The sequence below is a fragment of the Mesorhizobium sp. LHD-90 genome, assembly GCF_030929505.1.
Lineage (GTDB): Bacteria > Pseudomonadota > Alphaproteobacteria > Rhizobiales > Rhizobiaceae > Kumtagia.
In genome coordinates, this window is sequence record NZ_JAVFVV010000020.1 from 1 (window position 1) to 26267 (window position 26267).

Consider the following 26267-nt stretch of genomic DNA (forward strand, 5'->3'; position numbering starts at 1 on the left):
GTATTCGACGGGCTCCGGCTCGGCAACCACGACCGCATCGGCCGCCCGCGCGCCGCTGACCGCCACCAGGGCCGCTGCGGAGCCGAGAAGAAGGCTCTTGATGTTCATTTCTGATCTCCGTTTCCAGTTTCGCCCGGCACTGGTCTTGCTGGAAGGCCTCGCCCCCTCAACGGCAATCTCAAGCGCCTCTCGATTGCTCCTTGCACATGACATTACCTACCATCCTCGATCGATCAATCGGGATCGTCGGTTTTGGAGGCGGAGGAAAGTTCAATATCGGCGTCTGTGACATAAACAACACGTTTTGGCATTGGACGAGAAGCCTTCCGCTACCGTTCGGGGTGCGGCGTCACCCGCGCCCGCCGGCTGTTGCGGCGTGCGAGACCGACGAAGGCGTCCATGGTCAGCACGCGAGACGCGCGGCTGCGGCGATTGCCGGCGGCTTCAGACCGCCTCCGGTACGCTGAAAACGTCGGCCAGCGTGCGGCCGCCGGCAAGTTGTCTGGTCCATTCCTCTTCGAGCCGGACACGCTCCTGCGCAATCGGAAAAATCGCCAGGGCCTCATCAAGCGGAACGATGGCCAGCCCGTCATTGTCGCCGAGCACGATGTCGCCCGGCTTCGCGGCAACGCCGCCGAAGACGATCGGACCGCTGACGGCGCCCCGCTCCTTCGACAGCGGACCGCGCGGCGTGTTGCCGAGCGCGTAGACCGGAAAATCGTCCCAACCGGCGATGGTGTCGATATCGCGCACCGCGCCGTTGACGATCAGCCCGGCGATCTTCTTGCGGCGCGCAAAGCCGCAGAGGATCTCTCCGACATAGGCGGTCTGCAGGCAGCCGCCTGCATCGACGGTCACCACGTCGCCCTCACCCGCGATGTCGATCGCATGCAGCATCGGTCCGAAATCGGAGCGCTCGCACCACGCGGTTACAGCCTGGCCGACGAGGCGCCTGCCGGGTGGAAACGGCCGCAGCGGGCGGATGCGGGTGTCGACGACGAAGCGGCCGCTGGTTACATCCGAGAGCACCGTGACCGGTATCGCCCGCCATGCATCGAGATCGGCCGGTGGCAGGCGCCGCGCCTCGTCGCGATAGATTCGTGTCGGCATGCTCGTCTCCTCAAAGTCGTCGAAAATCACGCGCCGGGCCGCCGGTTTAAACCGGCGGCGCGAAAGCCGGGTACAGGATAGGCCGGCATACGGCCATCCACCATATCCGCGACGATGCGGCCGGCATACGACCTCGCTAACCAGCCTCTTCGGCAATTTTTCCATGTCCGGATAGCGCAACCTTAACCGTGTATTTAGTGATTGCGGAACACAACTGGAACATATAGTGTTTGTTCTGGGTTTGTTTTAGACGATTCTCGGTAGGGACCGAAAATGCTGACGCGCAAGCAACATGAACTCCTGCTTTTCATCCATGAAAGGCTGAAGGAAACCGGCATTCCTCCTTCCTTCGACGAAATGAAGGAGGCGCTCGATCTCGCATCGAAGTCGGGCATCCACCGGCTGATCACCGCGCTGGAAGAGCGCGGCTTCATCCGGCGCCTGCCCAACCGGGCGCGGGCGCTGGAAGTGCTTCGGCTTCCCGATTCGATCGCTCCCGGCCTGAATGCGGCCAGGAAATTCTCGCCGAGCGTCATCGAGGGCAGTCTTGGCAAGCGCCCGGCCGAACCGTCGCGCGCCGCGAGCGCCGGCAACGACGATGCTGGTCCCGGCATCGCCATTCCGGTCATGGGCCGTATCGCGGCGGGTGTGCCGATCGACGCGATCCAGCATCGGACCCATTCGATAACGGTGCCGCCGGAAATGCTGTCGGGCGGCGAACACTATGCCCTCGAAGTCAAAGGCGACTCGATGATCGAAGCCGGTATTCTCGACGGCGATACGGTGATCATCCGCAATGCCAATACCGCCACGCCGGGTGAGATCGTGGTGGCGCTGGTCGACGATCAGGAGGCAACGCTGAAGCGGTTCCGCCGCAAGGGCGCTTCGATTGCGCTGGAAGCGGCGAACCCCGCCTATGAGACGCGCATCTACGGTCCGGATCGCGTACGCGTTCAGGGCAGGCTGGTCGGGCTGATCCGGCGCTACTGATTGGCCGCGGATGCAGGCGCGGCGGATTGCTTGCGCTGGTAAGCCGGAAATCCCCTCGCCTCCCGCGAAAAGACACGGTGGCGATGCCATGGACGCTCGATGGAGCCTATGGCGAAGCCGACATTCACTGCGTCACCGGCGTTTGCCGGCAGATAGACGGCCGCGCTTCCATGGCGGGCGAGATCGCGCTTGGTGACCACGGCCACGGCGGGGTTCGCGCATCTCAGCGGCACGGTAGCGTTGTCGAGGACAATGACTCCGGCGAACGAGCAGGCGATCCTTGCCTCCTCGGCGTCGGTCGTGTGGATGATCGCCACGCCCGATGGAAGCCAGGCGACGCAGGTCACCTCGTCGCAGGAAAAGGCGCCTGACGACGCATCCTCTGGTTCGAGAGCGGCATTGGTGACCATGGTATCGGGCGGGAGACCGGAGGTCGCCATGTGGAGAGCCGGCGCGTCACCACCGAACAGAGATGTAGCGTCCCGCCGATTTTTCGCTGCAGGCACATCCCCTTCCAGCGATTTCGGCGCAGTATCCGCGCCGGCCGCGATCTGCGGCTTGTGCAGGCCCTCGGCCTTCAGCGTCCGCTTCCAGTTCTCGGCGGTGAAGACATTCGGCCGCTGGCGGTTGACCGCGAGCAGACCTTCTCCGGTCCGATAGCCGACAAGCCTGCCGTCTTCCGACACGAGCACGTCGGGTGCACGCACCGGACCCAGCGTAACCAAACCGGCAAGCGCAAAGGGCAGCGCGGCAAGCCGTAACCGCGTGGTTGCAACGGTCGCTATGATCAGGGCGATCGTCAGGAGTACGACGGACCGGCCCGAGATCAATCCCACCGCATCGATCGGCGACCGGTCGGAAAACCAGCGTGCCACGCCGATCATCGCCGAGATGCCCCAGCCCATGGCGTCGAGAAACGGACCGTCGAGACCGAAGGGCATGGCGATGGACGCCATGATCGCTGACGGCACCACGACGATCGACACGATCGGCATCGCCGCGAGATTGGCGACAAGGCTGAGCGGCGCGATCCGCTGAAAATGGTAGGCGCCGAACGCGGCCGTCGCCAGACCGGCGACGAGCGAGGTCAGAAGCAGGCCGGCGGTGACGGCGCCCAAACGCTTCACCGCCCACAAAACCAAATCTTGACGCGGATGGGCAAATCCGGCGGCCGCGGCACGCCGCTCGGTCCACAGCGCATAAGCGCCGACCAGCGCGGCGGTCGCGGCAAACGACATCTGGAAGCTCGGCCCGGTCGCCTCGTGCGGCGCGATCGCCAGCACGACGATGGCCGAGATCGCCAGGTTGCGCATGGTCAGCGCCGCGCGGTCGACCATCGCCGCGACCAGCATGACGGCCAGCATCAGAAAGCTGCGTTGGGCGGCGACTTCCCCGCCGGAAATCGCCAGATAGGCGGCGATGGCCGCGAGCCCTGCCGCAGCCGCGAGTTTGCGTACCGGACGGCGCGACGCAAGACCGGGGAAGAGTGCAAAACCCGCCCGCAACGCACCGATGACAAGACCGGCAACGAGCGCCATGTGCAGGCCAGAGATGGAGATGATGTGGTAGAGCCCGGTGCGGCGCAGCGCCTCGCTGACTTCGGCCGGAATGCCTGCGCGCACGCCTACCATGAGAGCGGCGGCGATTTCGCCCTCCGCGCCGCCGATGCGCCGCGTGACACGGACGGCGATGTCGGCGCGGATGTTTTCGATGGCCGCGCCGATCCGGTCAGAAGTCGATTGCCCAGCCTGGTCGACCAGTTCGGGACCGCTCATGAAATAGCCGCTGGCGCCGATGCCGTCGAAGTAACTTTCGAACGAAAAGTCGTAGCTGTCCGGCCGCACCGGCCCCGACGGCGGACGCAGGCGGACCAGCCCCTCGATCGTCGAACCAGCCTTCGTGCCGGCGGGCACGGCCCGGGCGGTGGCGCGGATGCGGTCTGGCGCGTAGCGGAGCTTCGGGCGTTCGGTGGCCATGAGGTCGATGGTCAGGCGCGCCCGGCCGTTCGACAGCGGATCGACGGCAACCACCCGGCCGGTGATGCGGGTGGAAATCTCGCCGCCCAGCATCTTCGTGCCCATACGCCACGTCTCGCCCTTCGCAAGCAGCATGCCGCACAGCATCAGCAGGATCGCCAGCGCGGCCAATTGCAAGACCCTGCCACGCGGCAGCGTCACGGTCGCGCCGGCTGCAGCCGACAGGCAGAGCGCAAAGGGCAGAACGCCAGGTTCGAACGGCAGTCCAAAGTAGAGGAAGGCGCCCAGGGCCAGGAACACCGGCACGAGCAGGAAGAGAACACCCCTTTCCACCTCAAGCGTGGCCGCGACGCGGACCGATACCGCCGCCCGCGCAAGCATGGCGCCCGGGTTCGACGCCTGCGGCACAAAACGAACCCAGCGCGTCGGCGGGCCGCGAGACTGAACGGGGGGCGCGCTGTCGGCGGGCCGGGTGACAATAAGGGCGCCGGCGTCGCTGTCCATTTTTCTGAACAGGAACCGTTCGTCCAGGCCACCTGCGGAAATCTCCGACATGGCTTCGACCCAACCGGCGCCGGTCTCGCCGGCGCATTGGGCCAAGACCCGTATCGCGGCCTTGCGCCCCCGACCTTCTATGCTACATGAACGCCAACCTTTTTCCATGCATGCCGGCGCGGTCGCGCGGCAGCTTTCTTCACGGAAATTCCATGTCCCGCCCGGTCGTCACCCGCTTCGCCCCCTCACCCACCGGCTATCTGCATATCGGCGGCGCGCGCACCGCGCTGTTCAACTGGCTCTACGCAAAACATACCGGCGGCAAGATGCTGCTCCGCATCGAGGACACAGACCGCGAGCGCTCCACCGAAGCAGCGACCGCGGCGATCCTTGACGGGCTTTCCTGGCTCGGCCTCACATGGGACGGCGCGCCGATCTCGCAGTTCGAGCGTGCCCCGCGCCACCGTGAGGTGGCGGAAGAACTCGTGCGGCTAGGCAAGGCCTACTACGCCTACGAAACGCCGGCCGAACTGGACGCCATGCGCGAGAGCGCGCGCGCGGAGGGTCGCCCGCCACGCTACGACGGCAGTTGGCGCGACCGCGACCCGGCGCAAGCGCCGGCCGGCGTCAAGGGCGCGATCCGCATCAAGGCGCCGCTTGAAGGCGAGACCATCGTGCGCGATCGGGTGCAGGGCGACGTGCGCTTTCCCAACAAGGATCTGGACGACTTCATCATCCTGCGCTCGGACGGCAACCCGACTTATATGCATGCCGTCGTCGTCGACGATCACGACATGGGCGTCACCCACATCATTCGCGGCGACGACCATCTGACCAATGCGGCGCGCCAGCAGGTGATCTACGACGCGATGGGCTGGGAGGTGCCGGTGATGGCGCACATCCCGCTGATCCACGGAGCCGACGGGGCAAAACTGTCGAAGCGGCACGGCGCGCTCGGGGTCGAGGCCTATCGTTCCATGGGCTACCTGCCCGCCGCCCTGCTCAATTATCTGGCGCGGCTGGGCTGGAGCCATGGCGACGACGAGATCATGTCGATCGATGACATGATCGGATGGTTCGAGATCGAGGACGTGAACCGCGGCGCGGCGCGTTTCGACTTCCAGAAACTGGAAGCGCTGAACGGGCTTTACATGCGTCGAACCGATGATATCGCCCTGACGGAGGCGCTGATCGCGACGTTGCCGCATCTCGCGACGGCGGGGCCGCTGTCGTCCGGCGTCAACGAGACGCAGAAGACGATGCTCGTGGCCGCCATGCCGGGGCTGAAGGAGCGCGCCAAGACGCTGCTCGAACTGGCGGACAGCGCAGCATACCTCTTCGCCCCTCGGCCGCTGGCGATCGACGAGAAGGCCGCCGCCCTGCTCGGCGAGCGCCCGCGCACGGTGCTCGCGGGTGCCTGGGCGGCGCTCAAGGATGTTAGCGGAGAGTGGACGGCACAGACCACGGAGGCGGCAATCCGCGAATTCGCGGGGGCGCACGGCCACAAGCTCGGCGCTGTGGCGCAGCCTTTGCGCGCAGCGCTCACCGGCCGCAGCACCTCGCCCGGTGTCTTCGACGTGCTGGCCGTGCTCGGCCGCGAAGAAAGCCTCGCGCGCATCGGAGATCAAATCGATTAGCATGATGCTGGCCTCATCAAGAAGCATTGAAACCGTCCTATTGCGGTGCAACATTGCGCCGCGTCACACTCTCACCGCGGAAACCAGCCGGGAGCCGGACTATCGCGCTCCTCAGCCCGTGTTTCGCGTGGCGGCGTTCCGCGTCGCCGACCGGGATCGTAGCAAAGGGGTATCCGTATGAGCGCAGCGACCGCTAAACTGGAATTCAACGGCAAGACGCATGAGCTGAAGGTCCGATCGGGTACCGTCGGGCCGGACGTGATCGACATCGCCGCGCTCTACAAGGACACGGGCGCCTTCACCTACGACCCGGGTTTCACCTCCACGGCAAGCTGCGAATCGGAAATCACCTATATCGACGGCGACGAAGGCGTGCTGCTGCATCGCGGCTATCCCATCGACCAGCTAGCCGAACACAGCGATTTCCTCGAAGTCTGCTATCTGCTTCTCTACGGCGAGTTGCCTACCAAGGCACAGAAGGACGATTTCGACTATCGCGTGACGCGCCACACGATGGTGCACGAGCAGATGTCGCGCTTCTTCACCGGCTTCCGCCGCGACGCCCATCCCATGGCCGTGATGTGCGGCGTGGTCGGCGCGCTGTCGGCCTTCTATCACGACTCCACCGACATCTCCGACCCGCATCAGCGCATGGTCGCCTCGATCCGCCTGATCGCCAAGATGCCGACCATCGCGGCGATGGCCTACAAGTACCATATCGGCCAGCCGTTCATCTATCCGAAGAACGAGCTGAACTTCGCCGCCAACTTCCTGCACATGTGCTTCGCCGTGCCTTGCGAGGAATACAAGGTCAACCCGGTGCTGGCGCGCGCCATGGAACGCATCTTCATCCTGCACGCCGACCACGAGCAGAACGCTTCGACCTCGACGGTGCGGCTGGCCGGCTCGTCGGGCGCCAACCCCTTCGCCTGCATCGCTGCCGGCATCGCCTGCCTGTGGGGCCCGGCCCATGGCGGCGCCAACGAAGCGGCGCTCAACATGCTGTCGGAGATCGGAACGGTCGACCGTATCCCCGAATACATCGCGCGCGCCAAGGACAAGGACGATCCGTTCCGGCTGATGGGTTTTGGCCACCGCGTCTACAAGAACTACGATCCGCGCGCCAAGATCATGCAGAAGACCACCCATGAGGTGCTGGGCGAACTCGGCATCAAGGACGATCCGACGCTCGACGTGGCGATCGAGCTCGAAAGGATCGCCCTCACCGACGATTATTTCATCGCGAAGAAGCTCTATCCGAACATCGACTTCTATTCGGGCATCACGCTGAAGGCGCTGGGCTTCCCCACCACCATGTTCACCGTGCTGTTCGCGGTGGCCCGCACCGTCGGCTGGATCTCCCAGTGGAAAGAGATGATCGAGGACCCGCACCAGAAGATCGGCCGGCCGCGCCAGCTCTATACCGGGCCGACAGTGCGCGATTTTGTGCCGATTGCGAAAAGGTAAATGAGCGAATAGCGAATAGCGAATAGTGAGTAGCGAATAGTGAGTAGCGAATAGGGTTTTCTATCGGTACCTTCTATTCGCTATTCGCTAATTTCAACACCACTTCCGCCGCCAACTCGCCAGACGGCTTTTCCGTCCGCATGCGCCGAGCCACTTCGGCAAAGCCTTGCTTCTGCCAGGTTCGCATCGGTGTGTCGGAGAACAGCGCCTCCAGATCGCGGGCGAGATGGTTCGGCTTGACAAAGGCGTTGTAGAATTCCGGCACGATGGCGCGGTCGGCGATGATGTTCGGCAGTAGCGCCGACCAGACCGTGACCAAATGCTGGAACAGCCGTCCGACAGCGTCGATCTTGTAACAGGACACGAACGGCACGCCGCACAGCGCCAGTTCCAGCGAGACCGTTCCCGACGCGATCAGCGCGGCATCCGCCTCGCCGAACACCTGCCACTTGCGCGCCGGGTCGAGGATGATCTCCGGCCTTTCGGCCCATCCAGAGGTGATCTTGCGTACTGTGTCGGCGGCATGCGGCACGGTCGGCAGGGCAATCTTCAGCCGGTGTCCCCGCGAGCGCAGTTGATCCAGCGTCTCGCCGAACGGCCCTAGCAGGGCGTTCACTTCGCCGCGCCGCGATCCGGGAAGAATGAGCAGGTTGCGCGGCTCGCCCTGGGGCGACACCCCGCGCGCCGCCTGCATTCCTGCGGCGAGCGCGATGCCCTGGTCAGTGGTGAGGCGGTGTCCGACAAACGTCCCCGGCGGGCCGCCCAGGCGTTCCAGTTCAGCCGGCTCGAACGGCAGCAGGCAGAGGATATGGTCCACATAGGGCCGCATCGTCGGGGCGCGGCCGGGCCGCCAGGCCCAGACCGACGGGCAGACATAGTGGACGATCGGAATGGTGGGATCGGCGGCGCGTACTTTTCGGGCGACGCGCAGCGAAAACTCCGGGCTGTCGATGGTAATGAGGCAATCCGGTTTCGCCGCCGCGATGGCGCGCGCCGTCTGGCCGATGCGGCGGATGAGTCTCGGCAGGTCGCGCAGGATGGCGCCGACCCCCATCAGCGCGATTTCCGAGGCGTCGAACAGCGAACGCAGGCCGAGCGCTTCAAGATGCCGTCCGCCCGTCCCGATCAGCTCGACCTCGCGGCCCGAGGCGCGGCGCAACGCCTCGACCAGGTCGTGGCCGAGCAGATCGCCCGACTCCTCGCCGGCGATGACCGCGATCTTCAGCGGCCGCCCGGCGCTCATGCCGGGCCGCCCTGCGGCAGGCCGACCACGAACAGGCCTAGCGCGTCGGCGCGCGCCACCAATTCGGCGCAGTCGAGCACAAGCGAGCGGCCGGCTTCGACGCCGATGCCGGCAAGTCCCGCCGCATGCGCCGCGTCGACGGTCTGCGGCCCGATCGACGGCAGGTCGGCGCGCAGTTCCTGAGCCGGCTTGGCGCATTTCACCAGCACGCCGCGCGTCTTGCCGGCCAGGCGACCGTGGCCGCGCAGATCGCGCACGCGCTGCAGCAGGCCGTCCGTGCCTTCTATGCCTTCGACGGCGATGACCCGGCCGCCGATCGCCACGGTGCCCTGCCCGATATCCAGCGCGCCGATCGCCCAGGCGGCTGCGTAGGCGGCATCGAGATCGGCCTTGTCCGACTTGAGCGGTTTCGCGCGGGTCATCGGTCCTTCCGCCGCCAGCAGGTCCGGCACGATCTCATGCGCGCCTACGACACGAAAGCCTTCGCCTTCGATCGCCCTGACGACGATACGCAACAGCCCGTCGTCGCCGCGCGCCAGGGCGGTCAGCGCTTTCGCCAGATGGCGGAGCAGCGAGAGACTGATGCGGATCTCGCGCCAGGCGGGTCGCCGGCTAATGCCGCCCGCCAGCACGACGTGAGTCACGCCGCGGCGCTTCAGAAGCGGGGCCATTTCGGCGAACTCGCCAAGGCCTATCTCTTCGGTTTCGAAGGCGGCGAATGCGGAGCCGCTGTCGGCTTCGCCGCGCACCCGCAGAACCAGCGGCGGATGCCCATGCAGTGCCAGGCTTTCGGCTATGTTGACTGGCAACCGGCCGCTGCCGGCGACGACGGCGACCTTGTCGGCCGGACCAAGCTCGACCAGCGGCCGGCTAGTCCTGGCCGTCGGCGTCGTCATCGGCCGCCCCTTTCAGCGGCGGAAGCGTGAACTGCCTCTTGCCGCGCGCGAGCATGAAGTCGACGACCTTCATCGAATAGACGGAGTCCGCGAACTCCTCGCGCACTCTCTCGATGTTCTCGGCCAGCGGGCGCGTGCGATCGAACAGTATCCTGTAGGCTCGCCGCAGCTTGAGGATCTCGGCCTTCGGAACGCCGGAGCGCTTCATGCCCACGACGTTCATGCCGCGCAGCGTCGCCCGGTTGCCGCCGACCATGGCGTACGGAATGACGTCGCCGAGGATCATCGAACCGCCCGCTATGAAGGCGTTGTGGCCGATGCGCACGAACTGGTGGATGGCGCTCAAGCCGCCGATACCGACGAAGTCGCCGACTTCGATGTGGCCGGCAAGCGTGACGCCATTGGTCATCGTCACGTTGTTGCCGATCGCGCAATCGTGGGCGATGTGGACATAGGCGAGGAAATGGCCATTGTCGCCGACCGTGGTGGCGCCGCGTCCGAAATCCGTGCCGGTGTTCATGCTGACGAATTCGCGGATGATGCAGTTGTCGCCGATCGTCAGCGTGGTTCGCCCGCCTTTGTGGCCCGTGCTCTGGGGCGGGCCGCCAAGAACCGCCTGCGGATGGATCGTGCAGTTCCGGCCGATCGTGGTCGCGCCGGCGACAACGACATGGCTGATCAAACGCGTGCCGTCGCCGATCGTCACGTCCGGTCCGACGTGGCAGAACGGTCCGATTTGGACGCCGGCGCCGATGCCGGCGCCCGGTTCCACGATGGCCAGCGGATGGATGAATGTTTCGTCTTGCATATCGTAAGCGGTCAGGCGGTGGTGGCGATCATGGCCGAAATCTCGGCTTCCGCCACCTTCGCGCCCTCGACAATGGCCTCGCAGGCGAAACGCCAGATCGTGCCGCGCTGCTTCAGCTTCTTCACATGGATCTCCAGCCGGTCGCCCGGGACGACGGGCTTGCGGAATTTCGCATTGTCGATGGTCATGAAATAGACCACCGACGGCGTGTCCGAGCCCCGGTTACGGATGCAGATGGCGCCGGCGGTCTGCGCCATCGCCTCGACGATGAGCACGCCCGGCATCACCGGCTGGCCAGGAAAGTGACCCTGAAAATGCGGCTCGTTGATGGAGACGTTCTTGATGCCGACCGCCGAGCTGTCGCCGTCGATATCGACGATCCTGTCCACCAGAAGGAACGGATAGCGATGCGGCAAAAGCTTCATCACGCCGATGATGTCGACCGCTTCCATCGCCGCGGGAGCCACGTCAGCCATCGTCCTGCTTCCTCCCCTTGGGCTTGGCGAGCCTCGCCAGCGTCGCCACCTCGCGCATCGCCTGGCCAAACGGCTTGGCCGGATACCCACCCCAGATCTCGCGTTCCGGAACGTCATGCATGAAGCCGCTACGCGCCGCAAGCTGTGCGCCGCTGCCGATGGTCAGATGATCGGCTATGCCGACGCCTCCCCCGATCATGACGTTGTCGCCGACCGTCACCGAGCCGGATATGCCCGACAGGCCGGCGATCACGCAATTGCGACCGATCCGCACGTTGTGGGCGATCTGCACGAGGTTGTCGATCTTGGTGTTCTCGCCGATCACCGTGTCGCCGAGCGCGCCGCGGTCGACCGTGGAATTGGCGCCGACCTCGACATTGTCCTGGATGATGACCCGGCCGATCTGGGGAATACGCTCCGGACCGGCCTTGCCGAACACGAAGCCGAAGCCATCCTGGCCGATCTTGGCGCCTGGGTGGATGATGACGCGATCGCCGATCAAGGCGTATTGAACGACGGCGTTCGAGCCCACGTAGGCGTTGCGGCCGATCTTGCAGCCCTTGCCGACAACGGCATTCGGCGAGACGATCGTGCCGGCCCCGATCTCGACACCCGCGGCGACAACCGCTCCCGCCTCGACGATCGCTCCGGGCTCCAGCCGCGCGGACGGGTCGACATAAGCCCGTGGGGAGATGCCTGTCTCGCCGGTCACGGCGCCAGGCGAGCCGGCGTCGGGATAAAGCAGCCGGCCGACCAGGGCGAAAGCGTATTGCGGGCGCGAAGCGACCAGCACCGCGATCCCGGCCGGCGCCCGATCGGCCAGATCCGGCGTGCACAGCACCGCGGCGGCTGACAAGCCGTCCATCAGGCTCGCATTGCGCTTGCCCTCGACGAACACCAACGCGCCGTTGCCGCCGGCCGATGCCGCGGCGATCGACCCAATCTGCACGTCGGCGAGATCCGGGGTCCTGATCTCGGCACCGGTCAGAGCGGCTATGTCCGCCGCCGAATAGTGCCGCGCCGGTACGAAAAACTCTGTATCGGACATGCGGACCTTCAAATCCGGGCCGTCAAGCCCGGAAACCCGTTCGACTACCAGCGCGTGGAGATGCCGAAATTGAAGTTCTGCACCTCGTCATTGTCTTCCTTCACCACCGGGAAGGCGTAGTCGACGCGCAGCGGACCGAAAGGCGAGGCCCAGATCAGGCTCGCGCCAACCGAGGCGCGCCAGTCCATCCCCGCCCCCCCGACGTTCGAGACAACATCGCTGGAGATACTGTTTCCGTAAAGCGTCGCTGCATCCGCGAAGAAAGCGCCACGCAGGCCGAAGCTCTCGGGGATGACCGGCACAGGGAACTGCGCCTCGACGGAAGCGTTGAAATACGTCGTCCCTCCAAGGTGATCGCCGGTGTCCGCGTCGAAAGGACCGATGCCATTGTACTCGAAGCCGCGGATCATGCGATCGTTGCTCTGGAACTGATCGAAGATGCGCAGATCGGACTCGCTACCGTAGCCGCTGATATAGCCGCCGCCGACCGCGGCAAGGCCGACAATGTCATATTCTTCCGAGAGCGTGTGGTAGTAGGAGCCACGGCCCGTGAATTTCACATATTTGGCGTCACCGCCGATGCCGGCGAACTCGCCCGTCACGACCGCATAGATACCGGCGTGCGGGCTCTTCATGTCGTCGATCGTGTTGTAGATCAACGACTGCGAGATCGACGACTTGTTCCAGGGGCTGTCTTCCGCGCCCTGAATGATCGCGTTCGACACGTCGCAGTCCGGCTGTCCGTCCCCGTTTTCGTCATCGCAATCGTCGTCGAGTTCGTACTTCTCCTGCTGGAAAGTATAAGCCGTCTGCGTGGTGAGCGCCTGCGTGATCGGCAGGCCGAAGCGCACCGTCGCGCCGGTCGTCTCCGTGTCGTACTTGTCGTAGTTGCGCGTCTGGCGGAAGATGTCGAAGCCGGCCGCGATACGACGCCCGAGGAAGTAGGGCTCGGTGAAGGAGAAGGTGAAGTCGCGCGAATTTTCGCCCACACCCGCTGCGAAACGGATGAACTGGCCGCGGCCCAGGAAGTTCCGCTCGGTGATCGAACCTTCGACGTTCGGCCCGGGAGCATCGCCGCCCGTGGTGTAACCGGCGCCGATCGACAGTTCGCCCGTCGACTTCTCCACGAGATCGACGACGAGGATGACCTGATCCGGCTCGGACCCTGGCGCCGTCGAGATATCGACGCGCTCAAAGAAATTGAGTGCCTCCAGCCGCCGCTTCGCGCGCTGGATCAGCACCTGGTTGAAGGCATCGCCTTCGCTGACGTCGAATTCGCGGCGGATGACGTAGTCGCGGGTGCGAGCGTTGCCGCGGATTTCGATGCGCTCGACATAGGTGCGGGGACCCTGATCGATGGCGTAGGTCACCGCGATGGTGTGGTTCTCGAAATCGCGGTCGCCGCGCGGCGTCACCTGCGCGAAGGCGTAACCCTGCCCGGCCACCTTTTCGGTCAACGCGATGATCGTATCCTCGACGTTCTTCGCACTGTAGACGTCGCCCTTGTGCGTCTCGATCACCGACTGAAGCTGGTCGGTGTTCACATCCGGGATCGTGTTGTCGACGGTGATGTCGCCAAACGTGTAGCGGTTACCCTCTTCGACCGTGATGGTGATCGTGTACTGGTTGGACGCCTCGTCGAGTTCGCCGAAGGCAGAAACGACACTGAAGTCCGCATAGCCGCGATTGTAATAGAAGCGGCGCAGCAATTCCTCGTCGGCGCGCAGACGGTTCTCGTCATAGATGTCGTCACGCATCAGGAACGACAGGAAGTTCGAACGCTTGGTGGCGATGACGTCGGAGAGCCGGCGGTCGCCGAACGCGTTGTTGCCGACGAAATTGATGGCGGCGATCTTGGTGCGGTCGCCTTCCTGGATGTTGAAGACGACGTTCACGCGATTGTCGCCGAGTTCCATGATTTGCGTCGTCACCGTCGCGTCGTCGCGGCCGATACGGCGATAGGCGTCGCGGACAGCCTCGGCGTCGGCTTCCATGGCCGCGTCCGAAAAGGCGCTGCGCGGCTTGAGCTGGACAACGTTGGTGAGCGCGGCGTCCTTGATCTTCTTGTTGCCCTGGAAGAGCACCTGGTTGACGACGCGGTACTCGGACACCTCGACCACCAGCGTCGATCCGACCTGATTGATGCGAACGTCGGAGAACAGGCCGGTCGCGAACAGCCGCTTCACCGCCTCGTCGATGTCGGCGCTGGAGAAGGATCGGCCCGGCACGATACCCGTCTGGCCGCGAATCGTGTCGGCCTCGACGCGCTGATTGCCGCGCACTTCGATTCGGCTGACGACCGCGGCCTCGGCCGCCGAAATCGCCGCCAATTGCACGACGACCGCACCTGGAGCGGCGACCGCCGCTGAAAGGGCAATCGCCGACGCGGCGCCCAGAAACTTCGAAACTGCCTTCATCGGGCTCAAATTACCTTTTTCTCGTAGTCCCCACGGCGAGAAAACCGGACGTCGCGGACATTTTCGCCTACGGTATTAACCGGATTTTCCCTATACGCAAGGCTTCTGGTTAACCGCCGTTTACTTCGCAGCCTGACGTGGCATTGGTGTCACGCCATTCGGTCCTCATGGTAAACGATGCTGTAACGAACCTGCCGCCGCGCCTGTTTTCCTTGGGAAATCAGCAGCCGAAGAGATCATTCCAGAACACGAACACCATAAAACCCAGCACGAGGAACATTCCCGTGCGATACACCGCCTCCATCATCCGCTCTGACGCCGGGCGCCGGAACGCAGCCTCGTAGCCGTAAAAGACAAGATGTCCGCCGTCCAGCGGCGGAATCGGCAAAAGGTTCAGGATGCCTATTCCGACCGACAACAACGCCACCAATTGAACCAGCCATTCGAAACCCGCCTTGGCCGCCTTTCCGGCCATTTCAGCGATTCGAATCGGTCCGCCGAGCTGGCATTTGTCTTCACGGCCAACGACAAATCGTTTCAAAAATTGACCCGTGCGGGCGATGATGTGCCCGGTTTCGGTCACCGCTTCCACCAAGGCGCCGCCCGGACTGTAGGCGATATGCCGCGGCTGTCCGAGTTCCTCATTGTTGACCACGCCGATCGCGCCGATCTTCACGACATTGCCCAGTGCGTCCTTTTGTTCCAGCAGTTCGGGCGTCGCGGTCAGCGTCTTCTCAGTGCCGTCGCGAAGAATGGTGAAGACGATCGAATCCCCTGCCCTGCCCGACACCATGCGCTGCACGTCGGCAAACGTGCCGACGGGCCTTCCGTCCACGGAAACGAATCGGTCGCCCGGCATGAAACCGGCGGCCTCAGCCGGGCTCCCTGCTCTGACCTCAGCGACCATCGGCTCGACGACATAGCGGCCGTAGGCCCCGAACAAAACAGCAAAGACGGCGATCGTCAGCAGGAAGTTGAACGCCGGCCCGGCAAAGACCGTAAGCGCACGCTTCCAGACAGGTTGCGTGTGAAACGCGATCCTCCGCTCCTCCGGCGAAAGGCTCCTTTCCACCTCCGGATCCGGCGTGCTGGTGACGCTCATGTCGCCGACGAATTTCACGTAGCCGCCGAGCGGGATGGCCGACAGTTTCCACCGTGTTCCACGTCGGTCGTTGAAGCCGATCAGTTCGGGGCCGAAGCCGATGGAAAACGCCTGCACGCCGATACCGCACCAGCGGCCGACCAGATAGTGACCCATCTCATGCACGAAGACGACGACCGTCAGCACGAACAGGAACGGCACGATGGTGCCGAGGATGAAACCTTGCGTTCCAAAGACGGACGACAGAATCTCGGTCAAATCACACCCACTTCACGGACGAAACGCCGCACCCCTGACATTATTGCGAGACGGCGGCGAATCGAAGGCTTGCAGCAGCGCATCGCGATAGACCGTTCCGATCAACCCGCAAACAGCCCGAGCGCCGGATGGCCGGCATCGCCGAGCGCCCAGCCGATCACGTAGAGGGCAAATGCCGCGGCCACAAGGCCGTCCACCCTGTCCATCACGCCGCCGTGACCGGGAATGATCCAGCCCGAATCCTTCACGCCGTGGCGGCGCTTGACCCAGGATTCGAACAGGTCGCCGGCCTGCGAGACGATCGACAGCAGCGCCGCGACGCTTCCAAGCAGCCAAAGGCCCGGCAGCCCGGCCGCGATGCCGACCAGAAGGCCGGCAATCACGCCCGCGACCATGCCGCCCACCGCGCCGCTTCGGGTTTTGCCGGGCGAGATGGACGGCGCCAGTTTGGGTCCACCGATGGCGCGGCCGACGAAATAGGCAAAAATGTCGGTCGCCCAGACGACGGCGAAGAGGAACAGGATGGCGATCAGGCCTTCCTTGCCGTCGCCCCTGAGCAGGGCGATGGAGAGCGCCGACAGCGCCGCATAGGCAAAACCCGGAGCCTCCCACGGGCTGCCGGCGCGGCTCTTCGCCAGCACCGCGAGCACGATCGTCAGTAGCAGCGCCAGTCCGATCAGCAAAAGCGCCGGGAGGTCGATGACGATTGCCACCGCGAAGACAAGCACAAACCCGTCGGCAAGCTGCGCCAACAGACCCTGCCCACCCGCATCGGCGCTCGACTGCCGCGCCATGCGCGACCATTCGTAGAAGATGGCGCCGCCGATCGCCGCCGCCAGTACCCGGAACGGCAGGCCGCCGAACCAGGTGATCGCCAACACCGCGGCGGCGAGAACCAGCGCCGAAATGATCCGCAGTTGAAGATTGCTCATCCGCGTCTCGGGATCAGGCGCTGGAGGAGATGACATCGCGTTCGGCACGGCCGCCGAAGCGCCTTTCGCGCGCCCTGAACTGGCGCAGCGCCTCCTCGAAATGCTCGGCGCCGAAGTCCGGCCACAGGCACGGCAGGAAGACGAGCTCGCTATAGGCGGCCTGCCAGAGCAGGAAATTGGAAAGCCGCATCTCGCCGCTGGTACGGATCACCAGATCCGGATCGGGGATGCCCCTTGTGTCAAGCGCCTGCGACACGGTCTGCTCGGTCACCGCAGCCGGATCGATGCGGCCGGCCGCTACATCGGCGGCGATCTTGCGCGCCGCCCGCACGATCTCGTCGCGTCCGCCATAGTTGAAGGCGATCACCAGATTGAGCGAGCGATTGCCTGCCGTCAGAGATTCGGCCTCGTCCAGAAGCATCCTGATGTCCGGTTGCAGGCTTTGGCGCTCGCCAATGACATGGACCTTCACGCCGGAGCGGTGCAGTTCGGCAAGATCGCGGCGGATGAACAGTTTGAGCAGGCCGAGCAGGTCGCTGACCTCCGACGCCGGCCGCGACCAGTTCTCCGACGAGAAGGCGTAGACCGTCAGCCAGGAGACGCCGAGGTCGGAAGCCGTCCGCACCGCCTGACGCAGCGCCTCGACGCCCGCCTTGTGGCCGGCAAGTCTCGGCAGGCCCCTCGCCTTCGCCCAGCGGCCGTTGCCGTCCATGATGATCGCGACATGCGCGGGCGTGGTCATTTCCGGCTTCCGCCTCAGACGTGCATGATTTCGGCTTCCTTGCCGGCAAGCAGGCTGTCGATGGTCGAAATCGTGTCGTCGGTCATCTTCTGGACGCGGTCCGACTGCTTGCGATGGTCGTCCTCGCTGATGTCGCCGTCCTTCTCGGCCTTCTTCAGGTGGTCCATGCCGTCGCGGCGAACATGGCGGGCTGCGACCTTGGCGTTTTCGGCATATTCATGCGCCTTCTTGACCAGTTCCTTGCGGCGCTGCTCGTTGAGTTCCGGCAGCGGGATGCGCAGCGTCGTGCCGTCCATGATCGGGTTGAAGCCGAGATTGGATTCGCGAATGGCGCGGTCGACCGCGCCGACCATCTGCTTGTCCCACACCGATACCGAGATCATGCGCGGCTCCGGAACCGATACGGTCGCGACCTGGGTGACCGGCATGGTCGTGCCGTAGGCCGACACGACGATCGGGTCGAGCAGGTTTGCGGAAGCGCGCCCGGTGCGCAGCGAAGCGAGGTCGTGCTTGAATGCAGAGATCGCCCCGTCCATGCGGCGCTGGATGTCGCTGAAGTTTGCTCCGTCGGTCATCGTCTCACTCCTTGATCCACCTTCGACATGCCGGCTCTGTTATCAATCGGCAACAATGGTGCAACGGCCTGCGCCGTTCAGAATTTCACCGAAACCGCCTTTTTCGTGGATCGAATACACAATTATCGGGATGTTGTTTTCGCGTGCAAGGGCAATCGCCGCCGTGTCCATGATGGCGAGGCCCTTCTTGATCACGTCGGCATGGCTGATCCGGTCGAAACGCACGGCGGTCGGGTCCTTCTTGGGGTCGGCCGAATAGACGCCGTCGACCTGCGTGCCCTTGAACAGCGCATCGGCGCCGATCTCGGCGGCGCGCAGCGCGGCTGCCGAATCGGTGGTGAAGAAGGGATTGCCGGTACCGCCGGCGAAGATCACCACTTTTCCCGCGTTCATGTAGGCGGTCGCCTGGCGCTGCGAAAAACTTTCGCAGAGTTCCGGCATGGCGATGGCCGACAGCACCACGGCGTCGACGCCGATCTTCACCAGTGAGGTGCGCAGCGCCAGCGAGTTGATGACGGTGGCCAGCATGCCCATGTGGTCGCCGGTAACACGATCGCCACCCTTGGAGGCCACCGCAACGCCGCGAAAGATGTTGCCGCCGCCGATCACCACGCCGACCTCGACACCGAGCGCGCGCGCCTCGGCGATGTCGGAGGCGATGCGGTCGACCACCGAGACGTCGATGCCGAAATGCTGCTCGCCCATGAGGGCTTCGCCGGAGGCCTTCAGCAGGACGCGTTTATAGGGAGGCTTGGCCATCGAAGTCCTCGAAATGTTCGCAAGATCCGGCCGCCGCTGCCGGAATTCAACCGCAGGCCCACGACCGAGGCGAGCGCGGATTCCCGATACACGAAGGGCGCCGCGATGTCACGCGACGCCCCGCAGGTGTAAGCCGGGATGTTTCCAGACTTATTTCTTGACGGCCGCCGCGACCTCGGCCGCGAAGTCCGACTTGTCCTTCTCGATGCCTTCGCCGAGCGCATAGCGCACGAAGCCGGTGATCTTGGCCGGCGCGCCGATTTCCTTCTCGGCTTCCTTCAGCGCCTTCTCGACCGTCAGGTCGGGATTGATGACGAAGGCCTGCTTGAGGAGAACGACCTCTTCGTAGAACTTGCGCAGGCGGCCTTCGATCATCTTTTCGATGACGTTGTCCGGCTTGCCGGACTCGCGCGCCTGCTCGGTAAAGATCGCCTTCTCGCGGGCTACCGCCGCCGGGTCGACTTCTTCCGCCGTGAGCGCCAGCGGGTTGGTGGCGGCGACATGCATGGCGACCTGGCGGCCGAACGCCTTGGCGGCCTCGGCATTGCCGGCCGTCTCGATGGCGACCAGCACCCCGAGCTTGCCGAGCCCGTCGGCGACGGCGTTGTGGATGTAGGTCGCGACGGCGCCCTGTGCCACCGACAGCTTCGCGGCGCGGCGGAAGCTCAAGTTCTCGCCGATCGTGCCGACTGCGTCCTTGATCGTCTCGGCGACGGTCTTGTCGGAGCCGGGATATTTCGAATCGGCGACCGCGTCCGGACCGAAGGCCAGCGCCACCTTGGCGACATTGGCGACGATCTCCTGGAACGCGGCGTTGCGGGCGACGAAGTCGGTCTCGGAATTGACCTCGACGACGACCGCCTCGCGCAGGCCGGAATCGACGCCGATCAGGCCCTCGGCGGCGGTGCGGCCGGCCTTCTTGTCGGCCTTGGAAATGCCCTTGGCGCGCAGCCAGTCGACGGCAGCTTCCATATTGCCGTCGGTCGTCGCGAGAGCGGCCTTGCAATCCATCATGCCCGCGCCGGTGAGTTCGCGGAGTTCCTTAACCTGTGCTGCGGAAATGATCATCTTTGCCTCTTTAGCTTCTCAAAAACGCACTGGCGCACCATCGAAGTATCGACGATGCGCCTGACGCCGGCACGACAAGCGTGCCCAGTTCAGTGGAGACGGGCTCTTTCGAGCCCGAAACGGATCAGGCCTGGGCGGCCGAATCGTCCGCCGGAGCCTGCTCGGCGGGAGCCGCTTCCAGAACCGGCTCGACCGGAGCTTCCTCGGAAGCGCCGATGTCGACGCCGAACGAGCCCTGCTGGCGGGCGATGCCGTCGATGGCCGCGCGGGCGATCAGGTCGCAGTAGAGCTGGATGGCGCGCGCCGCGTCGTCGTTGCCGGGGATCGGGAAATCGATCTTCTCCGGGTCGCAGTTCGAATCGATGATCGCCACGACCGGGATGCCGAGGCGCTTGGCCTCGAGGATGGCGATCGCCTCCTTGTTGGTGTCGATCACGAACATCAGGTCGGGCGTCGAGCCCATGTCCTTGATGCCGCCCAGCGCCTTGTCGAGCTTTTCGCGCTCGCGCTGCAGGTTGAGCAGCTCCTTCTTGGTGAAGCCGCTGCCCTCGCCGGCGAGCAGCTCGTCGAGCTTGCGCAGGCGCGAGATCGAGTTGGAGATGGTCTTCCAGTTGGTCAGCATGCCGCCGAGCCAGCGGGAGTTGACGTAATACTGCGCCGAGCGCTGCGCGGCGTCGGCGACGATGTCGGAGGCCTGGCGCTTGGTGCCGACGAACAGCACGCGGCCGCCGCGCGACACGACGTCGGAAACCTGCTTCAGCGCCTGGTGCAGCAGCGGCACCGTCTGCGAGAGGTCGATGATGTGGACGTTGTTGCGGGCGCCAAAGATGTAGGGCGCCATCTTCGGGTTCCAGCGGTGGGTCTGGTGGCCGAAGTGAACACCAGCTTCGAGAAGCTGGCGCATGCTGAAATCAGGCAGAGCCATTCAAAGTTTCCTTTCCGGTTGGCCTCCACGGACGCAAGGCGAGAGAAAGGATTTTCGCTCGCCACCGGAGGTTTCAGCCGGATTTCTCCCGGGCAGACACCAAAGTCCGTGTGTGGAATGCCGCGGCATATAGAGGGGGAACACCGGAAATGCAAGCTGTTGCGGCGTGTCGCGGAAATTGCCGCAGGGAAACGTCGGGACCGGTTCCCTTTATCCGCCCCGTGCGAACGCGCCGTGGCCGCGGCCTGCCTGCGGACAAAGGTAATTCACGATCTACCCGACAATCGAAAGCGGTCCGGAAACTCTGGAACGGCGCAAACGCCGGGCAAAACCGTCCCCGGATTTCAAGCCGACGCGCGCGCCTCGGCCAACGCCTTGAGGTCGGCGGGTTTCAACTCGACCGACTCACCACAGCCGCAGGCCGAACTCTGGTTCGGGTTCCTGAAGGTGAAGCCGGTGCGCAACGTCGTCGTCTCGAAATCCATCTCGGTGCCAAGCAGGAACAATGCCGCTTCCGGTGCGACATAGACATGGGCGCCGTCGCGCTCGACATGGTCGTCGCCCGGCTTCGGCTCGGTCACCAGGTCGATCGTGTATTCCATGCCGGCGCAGCCGCCCTTCTTGATGCCGAGGCGGATCCCCCTGGCGCTGTCGCGCGTGTCCACGATCTCGCGCACGCGGTGTGCTGCCTTGTCGGTCAGGGATATGACGGCGAAACGTCCCATTCGAAAAACTCTCCACTCGCGGCAGGTTCAAGGCCTGCTGAATGATCTTGCCCCTAAGATGGTGAAGATTCCGGTTTAGCGCAACCCATACGGTCGGGAGCCTGGTTGCAAATATCGCACAACGCGATATTTTGAGTCATGAAAGCGGTGATCATCCTGCCAGGCGCGGCGAAGGCGCTCCGCAAACACAGAACGGAGGCGGCGCGCCTGCTGGACAAGATCAACGCCTACGCCGCCGATCCGGCCACGCAGGCCAACAATGTCAAGGCGCTTTCCGGCTCGAGCGCGTTGCGGCTGCGCGTCGGCGACTTCCGGATCATCTTCGAGGAAACCGAGGCCGAAATCGTGGTAACCAAGATCGGACCTCGCGGGTTCGTCTATGATTGAGCGAAAACGATGAACAAGATCGTCTATTTCACATCACCGGGCGGCGACGAAATGGCCATCCTGCCGCGCGCCGAGCTCGAAGCACTGCAGGACGCCGCCGATCATGCCGGCGCGCTGGCCGCGTACAGGGGCGGTAAGGTTCCGGGTTTGACGGTCGAGCAGACAAAAGCCTTTGTCGAGGCGCCCTCCCCACTTGCGTTCTGGCGTAAATTCCGAGGCCATACCCAGGCGCAACTGGCGGCCGAGATCGGCATCGCGCAGAACTATCTCTCCGATCTGGAGAACGGAAAACGCACCGGTGATGTCGCACTGTGGCTGCGCCTGGCAAAAGCACTCGATCTGCCGGTGGAAACGCTCGTCGACGATGCCGACTGAGGTTCACGACGCTACAGCGATCTGCGCCTCTTCAAACCGACGCTCGTTTGCCAGGCAGGCAATCAATTTCATTGTATTGCTTCGCTCGGCTAGCCTACCTTCCGGAAAGGCGGGCAATCTCTATTGCTACGCAGTGTCCCAGCAGAAACACACGAGAATGTCAGAAATACCGGACACAAATATAACACGTACTTTCCAAGAGTCATCGAGCGACTTCGCTCCCAATGCACTAGTGCTCATGGCAATGGCGCTGAGCCTTGGGGCCCTTGGCTGGTTCAGAACAGACGTGGACGATCTCGTAAGAATTGCGAGTGGCCTGGTCGCCTCTGCCCTCGGCGCGGCGGCCCTGTTCATGACCGTAAAGATCGCCAGGCAAGATTATCGGGCACTAACTTTATCTCCCGAAGGGTTTCGAGACACCAATATTGCTCGCGAGGTCGTTCCATGGTCAGCAGTCACCAGCATGTCAGTGGCTCCGACGTACTTTCGTGGCAGACAACAATTTCTGGCGATTGACCTGAAGGTCAAAGATTCTGCCTGGAGCGCGCTAACCCTTACGCGCTCAGCGAAAATCAACAAACGCCACGGCGGCAATATGTGGGTCTCACGGGTCGGCAAGGAGCGAGACTTCAACGCCTTCTTCGCCATGATGCGAGCCTACACCAAGGCACACGGAGGCACTGTCGACTGAGGTTAGTACCACCCCACGGCCACCTGCGCCTCTTCCGACATGCGGTCGGGCGTCCAGGGCGGATCGAACACCATGTTGACGTCGACGCCCGAAACACCCTCGACGGCGCTGACGGCGTCCTGCACCCAGCCCGGCATCTCGCCCGCGACGGGACAGCCCGGCGCGGTCAGCGTCATGTCGATCTTGACCGAGCGGTCGTCCTCGATGTCGATCTTGTAGACCAGGCCGAGCTCGTAGATGTCGGCCGGGATTTCCGGGTCGTAGACTGTCTTCAGCGCCGAGACGATGTCGTCGGTGATGCGCGCCAGTTCGTCGGCGGGAATGGCCGAGGTTTTGGCGCTCTCCGGCACGTTGGGGCCGGTCGGCTGGTCGGCTTCGGTCGGGGCAGCAGCGTCTTCCATGGTCGTCACCCGAAGAATTTCCGCGCTTTTTCGAGCGCTTCGGCCAGAATGTCCACCTCCTGGCGCGTGTTGTACATGCCGAACGATGCCCTGCATGTGGAGGTGACGCCAAACCGTTTCAACAGCGGCTGGGCGCAATGGGTTCCGGCGCGCACTGCCACCCCCTGCCGGTCGATCACCATCGACACGTCGTGGGCATGGATGCCCTGCAGTTCGAAGGAGACGATGGCGCCCTTGTTCGGTGCATCGCCAAAGATGCGCAGCGAGTTGATGGAGCGCAGGCGCTCATGCGCGTAGGCTTTCAGGTCGGCCTCGTGCGCGGCGATGCGATCACGGCCGATGGAATCCATGTAGTCGAGGGCGGCGCCCAGGCCGATCGCCTGGACGATCGGCGGCGTGCCGGCCTCGAAGCGGTGCGGCGGATCGTTATACGTGACCTCGTCCTCGGTGACGTCGAAAATCATCTCGCCGCCGCCCTGGAAGGGACGCATCGCTTCCAGCATGTGCTTCTTGCCGTAGAGCACGCCGATGCCGGAGGGGCCGTAGACCTTGTGGCCTGTGAAGACGTAAAAATCGCAGTCGAGGTCGCGCACGTCGACCGGCAGGTGGACGGCCGCCTGGCTGCCGTCGACCAGCACCGGGATGCCGCGCTTGTGCGCGATCTCGACGATCTGCTTGATCGGCGTGATCGTGCCCAGCGCGTTGGACATATGCGTGATGGCGACCAGTTTTGTGCGGTCCGTCAGCGATTTCTCGAAATCTTCGAGGTGCAGTTCGCCGAGATCGTCGACCGGCACCCAGACGAGTTTGGCGCCCTGCCGCTCGCGGATGAAATGCCACGGCACGATGTTGGAGTGGTGCTCCATGATCGACACGACGACCTCGTCGCCCTCGCCGATGTTGGGCATGCCGAAACCATAGGCGACGGTGTTGATGGCCGCAGTGGTATTGGAGGTGAAGACGATCTCGTCCACGCTGCCGGCGTTGAGGAAGCGGCGGACGGTTTCGCGGGCCTTTTCATAGGCGTCGGTGGCGGCGTTGGACAGGAAATGCAGGCCGCGATGAACGTTGGCGTATTCGCTCGCATAGGCGTGCTGGATGGTATCGAGCACCACCTGCGGCTTCTGCGCCGACGCGCCATTGTCGAGATAGACCAGCGGCTTGCCGTAGACTTCTCGCGAAAGAATCGGGAAATCGCGGCGGATCGCCTCGACGTCGTAGGGGGTAGTGAATTTCTGGTCCATGCGCGGACTTCCGTATGTTTCGGTGCGTCCTTCGAGGCTCGCACGCCAAGGTCGCACCACAAATTCCACCGCCAAGGAGGGCTCGCACCTCAGGATGAGGACCGTTTGCGCCAGTCTCCCCCGCCGGTCCTTCCTCAACCTGCATGCGCCGGCCTCCCTCATCCTGAGGTGCGAGCCCGCACGTCGTCTCCGGCCTCATCCGAACCGTCGAGGGCGAGCCTCGAAGGACGCACTGAAAACCAGCTTAGCCATGTTCGGCAAACCAGCCGTCCAGCCGCGCTTCCAGCGCATCGACCAACGGCTCGTCCTCCAGTTCCTCGATGACGGATGCCACAAAAGCCTTCACCAGCAGGCCGCGCGCGGTCTTCTCGTCGATGCCGCGCGCCATCAGGTAGAACAGGTGGTTGCGGTCGATCTCGGTGACGGTGGCACCGTGGCCGCACTGCACGTCGTCGGCAAAAATCTCCAGCTCGGGTTTTGTCGAGAATTCCGCGTCGTCGGACAAGAGCAGCGTGTTGCAGGCCATCTTGGCGTCGGTCTTCTGCGCCTGCTGGTAGACGTTGATGCGGCCTTGGAAGACGCCGCGCGCCTTGTCGGTGACGACGTTGCGGATCAGTTCGCGCGAGCCGGTGTTGGGCGCGGCGTGGTCGAGCACCATGGTGACGTCGCAATGCGTGTCGCCGGCGAGCAAATTGACGCCGCGCAACTGGAAGTCGGAGCCTTCGCCCGCCACCTTCACCCGCACTTCCTGGCGCACCAGCTTTCCGCCGGCGTTCATGACGAAGAGCGTCAGCCTGCTGTTCTTGCCTAGCTCGGCGTTGAACTGGGCGAGATGCGTGGTGGTCTCGGGCTGGTCCTGAACGATCAGCCAGACGATGTCCGCGTCCTCACCCACCAGCAGGTTCGAGACCGAGGTGGAAAGCGCCGCGCCGCTGCCGGACTGACGCTCGACGATGGTCGCCTTCGCGCCGGCGCCGGCCCGCACCGCAAAACGCGCATGCACCTGGCCGCCGGCCTGGACGTTCTGCACCTCGATCGGCGCGTCCGCCTTGGCGTCGGCGGCGATGTCGACAAACCAGCCGTCGCTGACGAAGGCGGTGTTGAGGAAGCTGACGGCGTCGTCCGCGTCGCGCGGGTCGAGCGCCGGTGCTAAGCTGCCGTCGATCAGCTTTTCGGACAAGGTCTGGAACGCCACGCCTCCCACCGACGGCGCCTTGCCGTGCACCACGCCGTTCAGTACCGGAAGCACCGCCGACCCCTCGACCACCGGCGTCAGGGGTTTCGGATTGGCGGTCTGGTCATAAGGCGGCACCACGGCCAGCAGCCGGCGCAGGTCGGTGTAATGCCAGGCCTCGGCGCGGCGGGTCGGCAGGCCGTCCTTGATCGCCTCGATGGCGTCGTCGCGCTTGACCATGACCGCGCCGTCGCCCGGCAACTCGGACAGGCGCTCGCCGAAAGCCTCGATCAGGGCCGTCTCGGCCTGGGTGCGCTGGGGTGCTGCATGCATGTTCATGGCGGGC

General features: G+C 64.4%; 25 protein-coding genes. 6 read left to right on the forward strand and 19 right to left on the reverse strand.

Annotated features, from left to right (window positions below; translation table 11 throughout):
* Positions 1 to 444 precede the first annotated feature (444 nt).
* Positions 445 to 1110 (reverse strand): RraA family protein, encoded by a 666-nt coding sequence (locus tag RB623_RS23955; RefSeq protein ID WP_308059570.1) that lies wholly within the window; start codon positions 1108 to 1110, stop codon positions 445 to 447.
* A 273-nt stretch (positions 1111 to 1383) separates the two neighbouring features.
* Here RB623_RS23955 and lexA point away from each other — a divergent pair, with 273 nt between their 5' ends.
* Positions 1384 to 2100, forward strand: coding sequence for a transcriptional repressor LexA (gene lexA / locus RB623_RS23960; RefSeq protein WP_308059571.1), 717 nt, complete (start codon positions 1384 to 1386; stop codon positions 2098 to 2100).
* Here the strand turns inward: lexA and RB623_RS23965 are convergent.
* Positions 2094 to 4631: a ComEC/Rec2 family competence protein gene (locus tag RB623_RS23965; RefSeq protein WP_308059573.1), complete on the reverse strand. Its 2538-nt coding sequence runs from the start codon at positions 4629 to 4631 to the stop codon at positions 2094 to 2096. The genes lexA and RB623_RS23965 overlap by 7 nt on opposite strands.
* Before the next feature lie 152 nt (positions 4632 to 4783).
* Here RB623_RS23965 and gltX point away from each other — a divergent pair, with 152 nt between their 5' ends.
* Positions 4784 to 6208 carry a glutamate--tRNA ligase gene (gene gltX / locus RB623_RS23970; RefSeq protein ID WP_308059575.1) on the forward strand — a complete coding sequence of 475 codons (1425 nt, stop codon included), beginning with the start codon at positions 4784 to 4786 and terminating at the stop codon, positions 6206 to 6208.
* A gap of 177 nt (positions 6209 to 6385) precedes the next feature.
* Positions 6386 to 7675, forward strand: a complete 1290-nt coding sequence (gene gltA / locus RB623_RS23975) for a citrate synthase (protein ID WP_308059576.1) — start codon at positions 6386 to 6388, stop codon at positions 7673 to 7675.
* A gap of 73 nt (positions 7676 to 7748) precedes the next feature.
* Here the strand turns inward: gltA and lpxB are convergent, their stop codons facing one another.
* The 14 genes from lpxB to sufA form a co-directional block, all read right to left on the reverse strand.
* A complete protein-coding gene (gene lpxB, locus RB623_RS23980) occupies positions 7749 to 8918 on the reverse strand; it encodes a lipid-A-disaccharide synthase (RefSeq protein WP_308059577.1) in 1170 nt (389 codons plus the stop codon).
* Complete coding sequence (locus RB623_RS23985; protein ID WP_308059578.1) at positions 8915 to 9814, reverse strand: UDP-2,3-diacylglucosamine diphosphatase LpxI domain-containing protein; 900 nt, start codon at positions 9812 to 9814, stop codon at positions 8915 to 8917. The genes lpxB and RB623_RS23985 overlap by 4 nt, the downstream gene beginning before the upstream one ends.
* A complete protein-coding gene (gene lpxA, locus RB623_RS23990; RefSeq protein ID WP_308059579.1) occupies positions 9789 to 10622 on the reverse strand; it encodes an acyl-ACP--UDP-N-acetylglucosamine O-acyltransferase in 834 nt (277 codons plus the stop codon). Before lpxA ends, RB623_RS23985 begins: the two co-directional genes overlap by 26 nt.
* A gap of 11 nt (positions 10623 to 10633) precedes the next feature.
* Positions 10634 to 11098, reverse strand: coding sequence for a 3-hydroxyacyl-ACP dehydratase FabZ (gene fabZ / locus RB623_RS23995; protein WP_308059580.1), 465 nt, complete (start codon positions 11096 to 11098; stop codon positions 10634 to 10636).
* Positions 11091 to 12146: a UDP-3-O-(3-hydroxymyristoyl)glucosamine N-acyltransferase gene (gene lpxD / locus RB623_RS24000; protein ID WP_308059581.1), complete on the reverse strand. Its 1056-nt coding sequence runs from the start codon at positions 12144 to 12146 to the stop codon at positions 11091 to 11093. Before lpxD ends, fabZ begins: the two co-directional genes overlap by 8 nt.
* Positions 12147 to 12190: 44 nt before the next feature.
* Complete coding sequence (gene bamA / locus RB623_RS24005) at positions 12191 to 14563, reverse strand: outer membrane protein assembly factor BamA (RefSeq protein WP_308059582.1); 2373 nt, start codon at positions 14561 to 14563, stop codon at positions 12191 to 12193.
* Positions 14564 to 14783: 220 nt separating this feature from the next.
* Positions 14784 to 15923: an RIP metalloprotease RseP gene (gene rseP, locus RB623_RS24010; protein WP_308059583.1), complete on the reverse strand. Its 1140-nt coding sequence runs from the start codon at positions 15921 to 15923 to the stop codon at positions 14784 to 14786.
* Between the two features lie 101 nt (positions 15924 to 16024).
* The gene (locus tag RB623_RS24015) at positions 16025 to 16855 is read right to left on the reverse strand and encodes a phosphatidate cytidylyltransferase (RefSeq protein ID WP_308059584.1); all 831 of its coding nucleotides are present in this window, start codon (positions 16853 to 16855) and stop codon (positions 16025 to 16027) included.
* A 13-nt stretch (positions 16856 to 16868) separates the two neighbouring features.
* Positions 16869 to 17597 carry an isoprenyl transferase gene (locus tag RB623_RS24020; RefSeq protein WP_308059586.1) on the reverse strand — a complete coding sequence of 243 codons (729 nt, stop codon included), beginning with the start codon at positions 17595 to 17597 and terminating at the stop codon, positions 16869 to 16871.
* 14 nt (positions 17598 to 17611) lie between these two features.
* Positions 17612 to 18172, reverse strand: coding sequence for a ribosome recycling factor (gene frr, locus RB623_RS24025; protein WP_308059588.1), 561 nt, complete (start codon positions 18170 to 18172; stop codon positions 17612 to 17614).
* Positions 18173 to 18214: 42 nt separating this feature from the next.
* Positions 18215 to 18931: a UMP kinase gene (gene pyrH / locus RB623_RS24030; protein ID WP_308059589.1), complete on the reverse strand. Its 717-nt coding sequence runs from the start codon at positions 18929 to 18931 to the stop codon at positions 18215 to 18217.
* Positions 18932 to 19081: 150 nt separating this feature from the next.
* On the reverse strand, positions 19082 to 19999 hold the full coding sequence (gene tsf, locus RB623_RS24035) for a translation elongation factor Ts (protein WP_308059591.1): 918 nt from the start codon (positions 19997 to 19999) through the stop codon (positions 19082 to 19084).
* Positions 20000 to 20123: 124 nt separating this feature from the next.
* Positions 20124 to 20924, reverse strand: a complete 801-nt coding sequence (rpsB, locus tag RB623_RS24040; RefSeq protein WP_308059592.1) for a 30S ribosomal protein S2 — start codon at positions 20922 to 20924, stop codon at positions 20124 to 20126.
* A 344-nt stretch (positions 20925 to 21268) separates the two neighbouring features.
* Positions 21269 to 21649, reverse strand: a complete 381-nt coding sequence (sufA, locus tag RB623_RS24045; RefSeq protein ID WP_308059593.1) for a Fe-S cluster assembly scaffold SufA — start codon at positions 21647 to 21649, stop codon at positions 21269 to 21271.
* 138 nt (positions 21650 to 21787) lie between these two features.
* Between sufA and RB623_RS24050 the strand changes: the two genes are divergently transcribed.
* The 3 genes from RB623_RS24050 to RB623_RS24060 all read left to right on the forward strand — a co-directional run bounded on the left by RB623_RS24050 (position 21788) and on the right by RB623_RS24060 (position 23102).
* On the forward strand, positions 21788 to 22036 hold the full coding sequence (locus RB623_RS24050) for a type II toxin-antitoxin system RelE/ParE family toxin (RefSeq protein ID WP_308059594.1): 249 nt from the start codon (positions 21788 to 21790) through the stop codon (positions 22034 to 22036).
* 9 nt (positions 22037 to 22045) lie between these two features.
* The gene (locus tag RB623_RS24055; RefSeq protein ID WP_308059595.1) at positions 22046 to 22411 is read left to right on the forward strand and encodes a helix-turn-helix transcriptional regulator; all 366 of its coding nucleotides are present in this window, start codon (positions 22046 to 22048) and stop codon (positions 22409 to 22411) included.
* 286 nt (positions 22412 to 22697) lie between these two features.
* Positions 22698 to 23102, forward strand: coding sequence for a hypothetical protein (locus RB623_RS24060; RefSeq protein ID WP_308059597.1), 405 nt, complete (start codon positions 22698 to 22700; stop codon positions 23100 to 23102).
* 2 nt (positions 23103 to 23104) lie between these two features.
* Here the strand turns inward: RB623_RS24060 and RB623_RS24065 are convergent, their stop codons facing one another.
* The 3 genes from RB623_RS24065 to sufD all read right to left on the reverse strand — a co-directional run bounded on the left by RB623_RS24065 (position 23105) and on the right by sufD (position 26260).
* Positions 23105 to 23503: an SUF system Fe-S cluster assembly protein gene (locus tag RB623_RS24065; RefSeq protein WP_308059725.1), complete on the reverse strand. Its 399-nt coding sequence runs from the start codon at positions 23501 to 23503 to the stop codon at positions 23105 to 23107.
* A 5-nt stretch (positions 23504 to 23508) separates the two neighbouring features.
* The gene (locus RB623_RS24070; RefSeq protein WP_308059598.1) at positions 23509 to 24747 is read right to left on the reverse strand and encodes a cysteine desulfurase; all 1239 of its coding nucleotides are present in this window, start codon (positions 24745 to 24747) and stop codon (positions 23509 to 23511) included.
* Positions 24748 to 24991: 244 nt separating this feature from the next.
* Positions 24992 to 26260, reverse strand: coding sequence for a Fe-S cluster assembly protein SufD (sufD, locus tag RB623_RS24075; RefSeq protein WP_308059599.1), 1269 nt, complete (start codon positions 26258 to 26260; stop codon positions 24992 to 24994).
* Positions 26261 to 26267: the final 7 nt, after the last annotated feature.

What these genes read in the sequence shown, in the direction of transcription:
- gltA (WP_308059576.1), top strand. Translation starts at nt 6,386, where the DNA reads ATGAGCGCAGCGACCGCTAAACTGGAATTCAACGGCAAGACGCATGAG.
- RB623_RS24070 (WP_308059598.1), bottom strand. Translation starts at nt 24,747, where the DNA reads ATGGACCAGAAATTCACTACCCCCTACGACGTCGAGGCGATCCGCCGC.
- RB623_RS23955 (WP_308059570.1), bottom strand. Translation starts at nt 1,110, where the DNA reads ATGCCGACACGAATCTATCGCGACGAGGCGCGGCGCCTGCCACCGGCC.
- RB623_RS24055 (WP_308059595.1), top strand. Translation starts at nt 22,046, where the DNA reads ATGAACAAGATCGTCTATTTCACATCACCGGGCGGCGACGAAATGGCC.
- RB623_RS23985 (WP_308059578.1), bottom strand. Translation starts at nt 9,814, where the DNA reads ATGACGACGCCGACGGCCAGGACTAGCCGGCCGCTGGTCGAGCTTGGT.
- frr (WP_308059588.1), bottom strand. Translation starts at nt 18,172, where the DNA reads ATGACCGACGGAGCAAACTTCAGCGACATCCAGCGCCGCATGGACGGG.
- sufD (WP_308059599.1), bottom strand. Translation starts at nt 26,260, where the DNA reads ATGAACATGCATGCAGCACCCCAGCGCACCCAGGCCGAGACGGCCCTG.
- RB623_RS24015 (WP_308059584.1), bottom strand. Translation starts at nt 16,855, where the DNA reads ATGAGCAATCTTCAACTGCGGATCATTTCGGCGCTGGTTCTCGCCGCC.
- RB623_RS23965 (WP_308059573.1), bottom strand. Translation starts at nt 4,631, where the DNA reads ATGTCGGAGATTTCCGCAGGTGGCCTGGACGAACGGTTCCTGTTCAGA.
- fabZ (WP_308059580.1), bottom strand. Translation starts at nt 11,098, where the DNA reads ATGGCTGACGTGGCTCCCGCGGCGATGGAAGCGGTCGACATCATCGGC.
- sufA (WP_308059593.1), bottom strand. Translation starts at nt 21,649, where the DNA reads ATGGGACGTTTCGCCGTCATATCCCTGACCGACAAGGCAGCACACCGC.
- lpxD (WP_308059581.1), bottom strand. Translation starts at nt 12,146, where the DNA reads ATGTCCGATACAGAGTTTTTCGTACCGGCGCGGCACTATTCGGCGGCG.
- bamA (WP_308059582.1), bottom strand. Translation starts at nt 14,563, where the DNA reads ATGAAGGCAGTTTCGAAGTTTCTGGGCGCCGCGTCGGCGATTGCCCTT.
- RB623_RS24065 (WP_308059725.1), bottom strand. Translation starts at nt 23,503, where the DNA reads ATGGAAGACGCTGCTGCCCCGACCGAAGCCGACCAGCCGACCGGCCCC.
- gltX (WP_308059575.1), top strand. Translation starts at nt 4,784, where the DNA reads ATGTCCCGCCCGGTCGTCACCCGCTTCGCCCCCTCACCCACCGGCTAT.
- lpxB (WP_308059577.1), bottom strand. Translation starts at nt 8,918, where the DNA reads ATGAGCGCCGGGCGGCCGCTGAAGATCGCGGTCATCGCCGGCGAGGAG.
- pyrH (WP_308059589.1), bottom strand. Translation starts at nt 18,931, where the DNA reads ATGGCCAAGCCTCCCTATAAACGCGTCCTGCTGAAGGCCTCCGGCGAA.
- RB623_RS24020 (WP_308059586.1), bottom strand. Translation starts at nt 17,597, where the DNA reads ATGACCACGCCCGCGCATGTCGCGATCATCATGGACGGCAACGGCCGC.
- tsf (WP_308059591.1), bottom strand. Translation starts at nt 19,999, where the DNA reads ATGATCATTTCCGCAGCACAGGTTAAGGAACTCCGCGAACTCACCGGC.
- lexA (WP_308059571.1), top strand. Translation starts at nt 1,384, where the DNA reads ATGCTGACGCGCAAGCAACATGAACTCCTGCTTTTCATCCATGAAAGG.
- RB623_RS24050 (WP_308059594.1), top strand. Translation starts at nt 21,788, where the DNA reads ATGAAAGCGGTGATCATCCTGCCAGGCGCGGCGAAGGCGCTCCGCAAA.
- rpsB (WP_308059592.1), bottom strand. Translation starts at nt 20,924, where the DNA reads ATGGCTCTGCCTGATTTCAGCATGCGCCAGCTTCTCGAAGCTGGTGTT.
- lpxA (WP_308059579.1), bottom strand. Translation starts at nt 10,622, where the DNA reads ATGCAAGACGAAACATTCATCCATCCGCTGGCCATCGTGGAACCGGGC.